Source organism: uncultured Veillonella sp., from assembly GCF_937981445.1.
GTDB lineage: Bacteria > Bacillota > Negativicutes > Veillonellales > Veillonellaceae > Veillonella_A.
This window is the reverse complement of record NZ_CALJON010000021.1, coordinates 25,279-37,707: the sequence shown is the minus strand read 5'-3', so window position 1 is coordinate 37,707 and position 12,429 is coordinate 25,279. Positions and strand designations below refer to the sequence as shown.

General features: G+C 41.3%; 7 protein-coding genes. All 7 read right to left on the bottom strand.

Annotated elements, in window-relative coordinates:
* Window positions 1-250, bottom strand: a 250-nt coding sequence (locus Q0376_RS04225; protein ID WP_298703010.1) for a GTP-binding protein, incomplete at its 3' end; no start/stop codon positions are given.
* A 57-nt stretch (window positions 251-307) separates the two neighbouring features.
* Window positions 308-2,383 (bottom strand): elongation factor G, encoded by a 2,076-nt coding sequence (fusA, locus tag Q0376_RS04220; protein WP_298704417.1) that lies wholly within the window; start codon window positions 2,381-2,383, stop codon window positions 308-310.
* Window positions 2,384-2,405: 22 nt separating this feature from the next.
* A complete protein-coding gene (rpsG, locus tag Q0376_RS04215; protein ID WP_298704415.1) occupies window positions 2,406-2,876 on the bottom strand; it encodes a 30S ribosomal protein S7 in 471 nt (156 codons plus the stop codon).
* 41 nt (window positions 2,877-2,917) lie between these two features.
* Window positions 2,918-3,292, bottom strand: a complete 375-nt coding sequence (rpsL, locus tag Q0376_RS04210; protein WP_298704413.1) for a 30S ribosomal protein S12 — start codon at window positions 3,290-3,292, stop codon at window positions 2,918-2,920.
* Between the two features lie 77 nt (window positions 3,293-3,369).
* Window positions 3,370-3,615 (bottom strand): ribosomal L7Ae/L30e/S12e/Gadd45 family protein, encoded by a 246-nt coding sequence (locus Q0376_RS04205; RefSeq protein ID WP_298704411.1) that lies wholly within the window; start codon window positions 3,613-3,615, stop codon window positions 3,370-3,372.
* 333 nt (window positions 3,616-3,948) lie between these two features.
* On the bottom strand, window positions 3,949-8,151 hold the full coding sequence (gene rpoC / locus Q0376_RS04200; RefSeq protein WP_298704409.1) for a DNA-directed RNA polymerase subunit beta': 4,203 nt from the start codon (window positions 8,149-8,151) through the stop codon (window positions 3,949-3,951).
* Window positions 8,152-8,183: 32 nt separating this feature from the next.
* The gene (gene rpoB / locus Q0376_RS04195) at window positions 8,184-12,335 is read right to left on the bottom strand and encodes a DNA-directed RNA polymerase subunit beta (protein WP_298704407.1); all 4,152 of its coding nucleotides are present in this window, start codon (window positions 12,333-12,335) and stop codon (window positions 8,184-8,186) included.
* Window positions 12,336-12,429: the final 94 nt, after the last annotated feature.

Genomic DNA, 12,429 nt, shown 5'->3' with positions numbered 1-12,429 from the left:
CTGGGCAGTCAACGTGTGCATAGTGACGGTTTTCAGTTTCATATTCAACATGTGCAGTGTTGATTGTGATACCGCGTTCACGTTCTTCTGGAGCTTTGTCGATCATGCTGTAATCTTGGAAGTCAGCTTTACCTTGATCAGCAAGAACTTTAGTGATTGCTGCAGTAAGAGTAGTTTTACCATGGTCAACGTGACCGATAGTACCGATGTTAACATGCGGTTTAGTACGTTCAAATTTTGCTTTTGCCATTTTGAATTGTCCTCCCGGATAATTAAAATTCTAATTTATTCTGTTAACCCTTAGGGATTAGCCATTTTTCTTAACTTGAATTTCTTCAGCTATTTTCTTAGGTACTTCTTCGTAGTGGTCTACTGTCATAGAGTAGTTGCCGCGACCTTGAGTTTTGGAACGAAGGTCAGTAGCATAACCAAACATTTCGCTCAATGGAACGAATGCTTTGATATGTTGGCTACCATTACGAGCTTCCATACCTTCCATGCGACCACGACGGGAGTTTAAATCACCGATAACGTCGCCCATGTATTCTTCAGGTACATCAACTTCAACAGCCATGTATGGTTCTAAAAGAACTGGGTCTGCTTTACGAGCACCTTCTTTGAAGCCCATAGAACCAGCGATTTTGAAGGCCATTTCAGAGGAGTCAACATCATGATAGGAACCGTCAAATACGATTACTTTGATGTCTACCATTGGATAGCCAGCAACTACACCAGATTCCATTGCTTCTTTAACACCGGCTTCAACTGGTCCGATGTATTCGCGAGGAATTGCACCACCAACGATTTTGTTTTCGAATTCGAAACCAGCACCTGGTTCTTGAGGAATTAATTCCAACCAGCAATCACCGTATTGACCACGACCACCGGACTGACGTACGAATTTACCTTGTTGTTTAACAGATTTACGAATTGTTTCGCGGTAAGCAACTTGAGGTTTACCTACGTTACATTCAACTTTAAACTCACGGTTCATACGGTCAACGATGATGTCTAGGTGAAGCTCACCCATACCGGAGATGATTGTTTGACCAGTTTCTTCATCTGTACGAACTTTGAAAGTTGGATCTTCTTCAGCCAAACGAGCTAGAGCAATACCCATTTTTTCTTGGTCCGCTTTAGTTTTAGGTTCTACTGCAACGGAGATAACTGGTTCAGGGAATTCCATGGATTCAAGAATTACCGGAGCTTTATCATCACAAAGAGTATCACCAGTAGTTGTATCTTTTAAACCAACCGCAGCTGCGATGTCACCAGAGTATACACGTTCAATTTCTTGACGAGTATTGGCATGCATCTGAAGGATACGGCCGATACGTTCTTTTTTACCTTTAGTAGAGTTGTACACATAGGAACCAGACTCTAAGGAACCGGAGTAAACGCGGAAGAACGCTAACTTACCAACATAAGGGTCAGCCATGATTTTGAAAGCCAATGCGGAGAATGGTTCATCATCGGATGCTGGGCGAGTTTCTTCAGCGCCAGTATCTGGGTTAACACCTTTAATTGCTGGAATATCAAGTGGAGATGGCATGTAGTCGATAACTGCATCTAGAAGCATCTGCACACCTTTGTTTTTATAAGAGGAACCGCAAAGTACTGGGAATAATTTGTTTTCACAAACTGCTTTACGAAGACCAGCTTTAAGTTCATCAATGCTGATTTCTTCGCCTTCCAAGTATTTCATCATGATGTCATCATCAGTTTCAGCAATTGCGTCAACTAACATTTCACGACGAGCATTTGCAACTTCTTCATATTCTGCAGGAATATCAGTAATTTCGTATTCTTTACCGTCATCACTGATGTAAATTTCTGCTTTCATAGTCATCAAATCAATGATACCTTTGAAGCTATCTTCAGCTCCGATTGGCACTTGAAGAGCTACGCTATTAGCACCAAGACGTTCTTTCATCATGTCTACAACACGGAAGAAGTCAGCGCCAACTGTATCCATCTTATTTACATAAGCGATACGAGGTACGCCATAAGTTGATGCTTGACGCCATACTGTTTCAGATTGAGGCTCAACGCCACCTTTAGCACTGAATACAGCTACGGAACCATCAAGTACACGCAACGAACGTTCTACTTCTACAGTGAAGTCAACGTGACCAGGAGTATCAATGATGTTTACGCGATGGTCTTTCCAGTGACAAGTTGTTGCAGCGGATGTGATAGTAATACCACGTTCCTGCTCTTGTTCCATCCAGTCCATTGTTGCAGCGCCTTCATGTACTTCACCAATCTTGTGAACTCGGCCTGTATAGTAAAGAATACGTTCCGTTGTGGTCGTCTTACCAGCATCGATGTGAGCCATGATACCAATATTACGAGTTTTCTCTAAAGAAAATTCTCTTGCCACGAATGTCACTCCTCTTAACTAATTACCAACGATAATGAGCAAATGCTTTATTAGCTTCTGCCATTTTATGAGTATCATCTTTTTTCTTAATAGCTGCGCCAGTGTTGTTGAACGCATCCATTAATTCACCAGCTAAGCGTTCTTTCATAGTACGTTCGCCACGAAGACGAGCATAATCTACCATCCAACGGATGCCGAGGGTCTGACGACGATCAGCACGAACTTCAACTGGTACTTGGTAGTTAGCACCACCGATACGGCGAGCGCGAACTTCCAATACAGGCATTACATTTTTTAAAGCCTGATCAAAAACTTCCATTGGGTCTTGACCCATTTTGGAACGAATAATTTCAAATGCATCATATACGATAGTTTCGGCTACGCCTTTTTTGCCATCGTACATAACTTTGTTAATGAAGCGAGTAACCAATTTGCTGTTGTACACCGGATCTGGAAGTACATCGCGCTTCACCACAGGGCCTTTTCTTGGCATGTTAATTCCTCCTCTACGATGTGTGATTACAATGTTAGCTATTATTTCTTAGCTTTTTTAGCGCCATACTTGGAACGACTCTGGTTACGGTTTTGTACGCCAGCTGTATCCAATGCACCGCGAACAATGTGATAACGCACACCTGGTAAGTCTTTAACACGACCACCTCTGATAAGTACTACACTGTGTTCCTGTAAATTGTGACCAATGCCTGGGATATACGCAGTTACTTCAATAGCATTTGTTAAACGAACACGGGCAACTTTACGAAGCGCGGAGTTCGGTTTCTTTGGAGTAGCTGTGTAAACACGAGTACATACACCACGTTTCTGCGGACATTCTTTAAGCGCAGGAGCGTCGGATTTTCTAGTCAAAGTTTGACGACCTTTACGTACTAGCTGATTGATTGTTGGCATTTGGGCACCTCCTTTCCAAACAATTAGATTTATAATTGATCTACAACTGCTTTGTGCAGCCATAGATATTACCGAATTTATCGAAGTACTCCAATAGCAGCAGCTTTCACTTTTATCTTGCCCGCCTTGCCAAGCTCTTCCATAGAGTGTTCTTGGTTAATAGGCACGCCCTCTGCCTCGCAGAGTTCTATAAGGGGCAATACAACGCGGTCATCGCTGTTATTGGCAACAAACACCATTTCTACTTCACCACGAGCGATTGCTTTCGCCGTTTGTTTGGCTCCGATTGTCTTATGGGCAGTTGTTAATTGCTCAATTTCCATTTTTGTACTCCTCAACATTATTTAGCACTCAAGCATACCTCTCCCTGAGCGCTATATCAGTTTATCATTTCTCCAAAGGGTATGTCAACTGTTTTTATAGCAGAAAATCCTTGTTTTATCTATGTTTTATATGTACATGCATCCGTGTATTTCAAAGTATAGTTTTTTTGAATATTTTTCTAATTTTTATGCAAATTTTCTTGTATTTTTTAGTAATTTATACATTTTTTCCAGTTAATTGCATTTTTAGCATACATGAAGTGAAAATAAAATATAAAAAGAGGCCGTCTTTTTAGTGTAGACAGCCTCTAATTATATGTTCACAAAATACTATTATTCTGTTACTTCGATTGTTTCTACTAAGTCTTCAATGCGTGGTTCTTTTTTGACAACATTAATTTTACGGTAGCGACTCATACCTGTACCAGCAGGAATCAATTTACCGATAATAACATTTTCTTTTAGACCAAGCAATGGATCAATCTTGCCTTTAATAGCTGCGTCAGTTAATACGCGAGTTGTTTCCTGGAAGGAAGCAGCAGACAAGAAGCTATCGGTTGCAAGCGCTGCCTTGGTAATACCAAGAAGGATGCGTTTGCCTGTAGCTGGTTGTTTGCCATTAAGCACTAGGCGACGATTTTCTTCATCAAATGTATTTACATCGATAGGATCGCCAGGTAATAAGTCAGCATCACCAGCTTCTTCTACCTTAACTTTATGAAGCATTTGACGCACAATAACCTCAATATGTTTATCATTAATTTCTACACCTTGAGATTTATATACTTTTTGTACTTCATATACGAGGTAACGCTGTGTTGCTTCTGTACCCATAACACGCATAATATCATGAGGGTTAATAGAACCTTCTGTTAAGCGCGCACCTAATTTAACTACATCACCATCGCGAACGATAATGCGAGCACCATAAGGAATGAGGTAATCATGTTCTACCCCTTCACTATCAGTTACAAGCACAGTATTAGTGCCCTTCTTAGAATCATTAGGAACTACACGAACAGAACCTTCCACTTCACTGATGATAGCATGACGTTTAGGACGACGTGCTTCAAATAATTCTTCAACACGTGGCAAACCTTGGGTAATGTCATCGCCCGCAACACCACCAGTATGGAATGTACGCATGGTAAGCTGTGTACCAGGTTCACCGATGGATTGTGCTGCAATAATACCTACAGCTTCACCCACTTGTACCTGATTGCCTGTGCCAAGGTCACGACCATAACACTTCATACATACACCATAAGGGGAGCGGCAAGTCAATACAGAGCGAATCTTAACTGTTTCATAATGTTTAACTACTTCATCAGCCAATTCTTCTGTAATTTCCCCATTAAGCGGCACAATTACTTCGCCAGTTTCCTTATTGATTAGTTCTTCAGCAGCCGTACGGCCTACAATACGATCTTTAAGAGGTTCAATAACGCCAGCACCTTCCACGATAGCTTCTACTTCGATACCATGGATTTCATTATTGCGTACTTGAACTTCTTTTACATCACTATCAAGGATGGCTTCGATGCCTTCTTCAGTAAGCGCACTATGAGCAGGGAAGATTTCACGACCTTCACTATCTACAACTGCATTTACTGTATCCTTGCCAAGCATATTCTGAACCATTGTTTCGCGAAGGGTGTGACGAATACCTTCATCAGATTCCCCTAAGCTGATTTTCTGAATAAGATTGGAGTGGTTAATATCGCTATCGCTGCCTAAATGAGCACCACGAAGCGCAATATCAGTTACTTTATGGTCAGCTAATACTAATAAATCAGCTTCACTTAAAATAGTTTCGCCAGCTAATAGCAATTCACCAGTTGCTGGATCTACTACATCTTTGTCGAGCACACGGCCAATAAGCTTGTCTTTAAGTAAGGCAAGGGCTTGGCGTGGAGAGCTTGCAAGACGAGCGCGTTCACGCACTAAATCAATGCCCACTACATCACAGTCTTCTTCACGTACAATAACATCTTGGGATACGTCAACGAGACGACGTGTTAAGTAACCAGAGTCAGCTGTACGAAGCGCCGTATCGGCCAAACCTTTACGAGCACCATGGCTAGATGTAAAGTAATCGAGTACTGTAAGGCCTTCTTTAAAGTTAGCCTTAATTGGTAAGTCGATGATTCGACCTGATGGATCCGCCATCAAACCACGCATACCAGCGAGCTGACGAATCTGTTGTTTATTACCACGGGCACCAGAAATAGCCATCATATATACTGGGTTGAAACCTTCTTGGTCACGCATCATCGTATCCATCATGGCATCAGTTACATCTTCTGTAGCCTGAGTCCATAATTGGATAGTCTTACGATAACGTTCATCTTCAGACATATGACCACGACGATATAGACGAGATACTTTTTCTACATCTTCGTCGGCTTTTTGTAAAATGCCAGCTTTTTCAACTGGTACTTTAATATCCGCAATAGCAATAGTCATACCAGCGCGACGAGCATAAGAATAGCCAAGAGATTTTACACGGTCAAGAAGTTCCGCTGTTTTTTCATTGCCAAATAATTGGAAACATTGGTCAACCAATTTACCAACCATTCTCTTATCCATAACGCGGCCCAATGTATAATGACCATCTTCTTGTTGTTCATATTGACGAAGTTCTGGGTACAAGGCATTGTTGAAAATGAGGCGGCCCGCAGTAGTTTCTACACGGCCATACCCTTCTTCACGGATGTAAAGTACATCTTGAAGACCAATAACACCAGAATCATAAGCAAGCATTACTTCATCATAGTTAGCGAAGTATTTTGCTTTTTCCTTAGTATGTTGACGCACTACAGTTAAATAGTAGGTCCCCAAAATCATATCCTGAGATGGAACTGCTACTGGCTTACCATCTTTAGTAGATAAAATATTATGAGAAGACAACATAAGAGTACGCGCTTCTGATTGTGCTTCTACAGACAATGGTAAGTGACAAGCCATTTGGTCACCGTCAAAGTCGGCATTGAAGGCAGTACATACTAATGGATGTAATTTAATCGCGCGACCTTCCCAAAGGATAGGTTCGAACGCTTGAATACCTAAGCGGTGAAGTGTTGGGGCACGGTTAAGAAGTACTGGATGTTCTTTAATTACTTCTTCAAGTGCTTCCCATACGCCTGCGCCAATACGTTCTACTTGGCGTTTAGCAGCTTTAATATTGCTAGCCTGACCACGTTCCACAAGGCGTTTCATAACAAATGGTTTGAACAATTCAAGAGCCATTTCTTTTGGAAGACCGCATTGATGCATCTTAAGTTCTGGACCTACTACGATTACAGAACGGCCAGAGTAGTCAACACGTTTACCAAGTAAGTTTTGACGGAAACGACCTTGCTTACCTTTAAGCATGTCAGATAAAGATTTAAGTGGACGATTGCCTGGGCCAGTTACAGGACGACCACGGCGACCATTGTCGATAAGAGCATCCACTGCTTCTTGAAGCATGCGTTTTTCGTTGCGAACGATAATATCTGGAGCCCCTAAATCAAGCAAACGTTTTAAACGATTGTTACGGTTGATTACGCGGCGATATAAATCGTTGAGGTCAGATGTAGCAAAACGACCACCATCTAATTGAACCATTGGACGAAGTTCCGGTGGAATGACTGGTACTACATCCATAATCATCCATTCTGGTTTGTTCCCAGATTGACGGAATGCTTCTACCACTTCAAGGCGGCGAACAGCACGCACTTTACGTTGGCCAGATACAGTTTCAAGTTCATTGCGAAGTTCTGCATTAAGTGTATCAAGATCAAGTTCACTCAATAAAGATTTGATTGCTTCCGCGCCCATATCAATACATACGAACTCAACTTCTTCAACAGCACCTAATTCAAATTTTTCTTCTCGTGTTAACTCTTCAAATACTTTTTCCTCTTCAGGAATATCGGTATTAGCAGCCAAGGCATCATTAGCAGCGATTTTGCGCTTAGCTTCGTTAAGAATAGCTAAACGGTCGCGGCGTTGTGCTACTGTTTCAATTTCAATGTTTTTACCATTGATTTTATATTCTTCATTGTTAAATTGCGCTTCATATTCTCTGAATTCTGTTTCAGATAAAAGTTGACGTTTCATAAGCGGCGTATTGCCTGGGTCAACTACAATGTAAGCAGCAAAATAGAGTACTCGTTCAAGAGAACGAGGAGAAATATCAAGGATTAATCCCATGCGAGATGGGATTCCCTTGAAATACCAAATATGTGACACTGGCGTAGCCAATACAATGTGTCCCATACGTTCGCGGCGTACTTTAGCACGAGTTACTTCAACGCCACATTTATCACACACAACCCCTTTATGGCGAATGCGTTTGTATTTACCACAATGACATTCCCAGTCTTTGGTTGGCCCAAAAATACGCTCACAGAACAAACCATCACGTTCTGGTTTTAGCGTACGATAGTTAATTGTTTCTGGCTTTTTAACTTCCCCATAAGACCATTCTAAAATCTGTTCCGGAGAGGCCAAGCCAATTCGCATAGAATCGAATTCATTAACGTCTAGCACAAGTATCGCTCCCTTCTTTATGGATACTCAAATCAGTCTTCATCTGTATCGGAGTCATCACCATACGCAGCCATCATGCTGAGTACACTGTCATCTTCACCACTAGTTACAGGCTCACTCGCTTCTTCTACAATAGCATCGGCTGGAGCTTCTTCTTCAGTGGTTTCATTTCCTTCCATAACTTCCTTGATTTCATCTTCATTTACATCATCGTCATCATCAAGTTCCTTAATAACAACTTCTTCTTGATCTTCATTTAAAATCTTCACATCAAGACCGATACTCTGAAGTTCTTTTAGCAATACTTTAAAGGACTCTGGAACACCTGGTTCTGGAATATTTTCGCCTTTAACGATTTTTTCGTATGCCTTAACACGACCTACTACATCGTCAGACTTAACAGTTAATAACTCTTGTAAGGTATAAGCAGCACCATACGCTTCAAGAGCCCAAACTTCCATTTCACCAAAACGTTGACCACCGAATTGTGCCTTACCACCAAGTGGTTGTTGCGTTACTAAGGAGTATGGACCAGTTGAACGAGCATGGATTTTATCATCTACTAAGTGATGGAGTTTTAACATGTACACATAACCTACGGTAACTTTGTTATCCATCGGTTCCCCGGTACGGCCATCATAAAGCACTGTTTTACCATCATCATTTTTGCCCGCAATGCGCAATGTATTAAATACATCACTTTCGTGAGCACCGTCGAATACTGGTGTCGCAATATGGATGCCAGCTACATCTGGTTTTGGCATGCCATATGTTTCGAAATCATAGCCATAGGATTCTAAATCTTTGCGAATTTCATCCCGTTTAACTCGTGCCGTTTCAATAGAGTCAATAATATTTACTACAGCAGAGATTGTCTTCAATTCATCTTGAAGTGCTTCTTCCATTTCTGGAGCGTCTTCTTCTTCATCGAAGAACTCGATTTCTTTATCGCTATATTCTTTTTCGATAGCTTTTAATTCGTCATAACGAGCACGACCACCTAAAGTACCTAATTGACGTTGTGCTTCAGCCAAGATTAAATCAAGGGCTTCTTCACGACGAATATTAATTTCTGTATCTACATCTAAATGAGATACGGTTACATTTTCAGCAATCTTAGATTTTAAATTTTCAATTTCGCCGAAAAGTTCTTTAATTCGATCAATATTGTCCCAATAACGGCTATCTGCCTTAGCTTGGTTCAATACATTTTGAATTTTAAGATCAGTAGCTTTAATCTGCATACCAAGACCTTGCACGGCAAAGCCAAGATGCGTTTCAAGTACCTGACCGATGTTCATACGGGACGGTACGCCTAATGGATTCAATACGATTTGAACTGGAGTACCATCTGGTAAGAACGGCATATCTTCTTGGCGCATAACACGGGATACAACACCCTTGTTACCATGACGACCCGCCATTTTATCGCCTTCATGGATTTTACGTTTTTGTGCAATATACACACGAACAAGTTTATTTACGCCTGGTTGTAATTCATCACCATTTTCACGGGTGAAAACTTTTACGTCTACGATTTTACCGGATTCACCATGTGGAACACGTAAGGATGTGTCACGCACTTCCCGTTCTTTATCACCAAAGATAGCGCGGAGCAAGCGTTCTTCAGGAGTAAGTTCAGTTTCACCTTTTGGAGTTACTTTACCTACCAAAATATCCCCTGGATGTACTTCTGCACCAATGCAGATAATGCCATCTTCATCTAAGTTACGAAGATTGTCATCACCTGTATTTGGCAATTCGCGGGTGATTTCTTCAGCACCCAATTTAGTATCACGAGCATCACATTCGTACTCTTCAATATGAATGGATGTGTAAATATCTTCTTTACAAAGTTCTTCACTAAGAAGAATCGCATCCTCGTAGTTATAACCTTCCCAAGGCATGAACGCTACTAGTACGTTGAAGCCTAGTGCTAATTCACCGCCATCCGTAGCCGGACCATCTGCAAGAACTTGACCTTTTACTACGCGATCACCAGCAAACACAATTGGTTTTTGGTTGAAGCATGTGGATTGGTTAGAACGTAAGAATTTATTTAATTTGTACACATCAATGCGACCATTATCACGAGTTACATTGATTTCATTACCCCAGCAACGAGTTACTACGCCGGCTTCTTTAGCAAGTACGCAAACGCCGGAGTCACAAGCTGCTTTATATTCCATACCAGTACCAACAAGAGGTGCTTGTGCACGAAGTAGTGGCACGGCCTGACGTTGCATGTTCGCACCCATCAAGGCACGGTTCGCATCGTCATTTTCAAGGAATGGAATCATAGCTGTACCAATGGATACAACTTCTTTAGGGCTAACGTCCATGTAGTCAACTTTTTCAGGTGCTACTTCTAGGACTTCATGACCGCGGCGACAAGCGATATGGCTTGATACGAAGTTACCATCTGCATCTAGCTCAGAGTTAGCCTGCGCAATTGTCATACCTTCTTCTTCATCAGCTGTCATGTATACAACTTGATCACTTACTTGTACGCGAATCACCTTGTTTGCTTCATCGCCAGTACCATAGATTTTTTCAACCTTACGATATGGTGCTTCAATAAAGCCAAATTCGTTTACTTTCGCATAGTTTGATAAGGAAGAAATCAAACCGATGTTAGGACCTTCAGGAGTTTCGATTGGACACATACGGCCGTAGTGGGAATGATGCACGTCACGAACTTCGAAGCCCGCACGCTCACGGGATAAACCGCCAGGGCCAAGCGCGGATAGACGGCGTTTGTGAGTTAATTCCCCAAGTGGATTAGTTTGGTCCATGAACTGAGACAACTGAGAGGAACCAAAGAATTCTTTAATAGCTGCCACTACAGGGCGGATATTAATTAATGCTTGTGGTGTAATTTGCGTGTTATCTTGAATCGTCATACGCTCTTTAACAACACGTTCCATACGAGTTAAACCAATGCGGAATTGGTTTTGAAGAAGTTCGCCTACACAACGTAAACGACGATTGCCTAAATGGTCAATATCATCTACATGACCAACGCCATCCATTAAGTTTAATAAATAGCTAATATTAGCAATCATATCTTCGCGAGTTACTGTACGATGTTCAAATGGAAGATTGCAGTTATTGCAGATAACTTTGAAAGAAGAACCTTCGCCGTCTTGTACATAGAATTCTGCAAAGCCTTCGCCACCGAATACGCCGCTATTTGCTACCACATCAAGTTGGTCTTCTGTCATAAGCGTACCCGCATCAACGATAACTTCACCAGTTTCTTGGTCTACAATTGGCTGTGCTAAGGTTTGACCTAGCATACGTTGACGCCAACCTAATTTTTTATTTAATTTATAACGACCTACACGAGCTAAATCATAGCGACGAGCGTCGAAGAATAAATTATCAAATAAATTACGCGCACTTTCTACAGTTGGTGGTTCACCTGGACGTAATTTTTTATAAATTTCAACCAATGCTTCTTCAGAAGATTGAGTTGTATCTTTTTCTAATGTGCGAAGAAGGCGTTCATCATATACGCGATTGCCATCTTCATCCACTTCACCATTCCAGAATAATTCTAAAATGGATTCATTGGAGCTCCAACCAAGAGCACGTACGAGTACAGTGGCTGGTAATTTACGATTGCGGTCGATACGAACAGCTACCATTTCATTAGCATCTGTTTCTAATTCAATCCACGCACCGCGGTTAGGAATTACTGTGGAACCGTATAAGCGGTTACCCATAGTATCGATTTCACGAGTATAGTAAACCCCTGGGGAACGTACTAACTGGGATACAATTACACGTTCAGCACCATTGATAATAAAAGTACCTGTTTCAGTCATCAATGGGAAATCACCCATAAATACTTCTTGTTCTTTAATATCTTGGTTTTCTGGGTCATTATTAATTAAGCGAATGTTAACACGTAATGGTGCTGCATAAGTAGCATCGCGATTCTTACATTCGTTAATATCATATTTTGGCTCTCCAAGGCTAAATCCTTCAAAAGAAAGCACTAAATTACCTGAATTGTCTTTAATCGGAGAAATATCGTCAAAAATATTTTGTAAACCGCTCTCCAAAAACCACTCATAAGACTTGCGTTGCACGTCCAATAAATGTGGCATTTCTAGAACTTCGTTAATCTTTGCATAGGTATAACGCGTTCTCTTACCTACCTGCTCAGGTTTGAACATACCAGCTTTCACCCCTCATTTCAATTGGCTTACCTTCTATTCTATAACGGTATGACACAAGACAAATATCCAGGTCTCAGTTTTCCTGTTGACA

Coding starts and splice junctions, on each gene's coding strand:
- rpsG (WP_298704415.1), bottom strand. CDS start 2,876: ATGCCAAGAAAAGGCCCTGTGGTGAAGCGCGATGTACTTCCAGATCCG.
- rpsL (WP_298704413.1), bottom strand. CDS start 3,292: ATGCCAACAATCAATCAGCTAGTACGTAAAGGTCGTCAAACTTTGACT.
- Q0376_RS04205 (WP_298704411.1), bottom strand. CDS start 3,615: ATGGAAATTGAGCAATTAACAACTGCCCATAAGACAATCGGAGCCAAA.
- rpoB (WP_298704407.1), bottom strand. CDS start 12,335: ATGTTCAAACCTGAGCAGGTAGGTAAGAGAACGCGTTATACCTATGCA.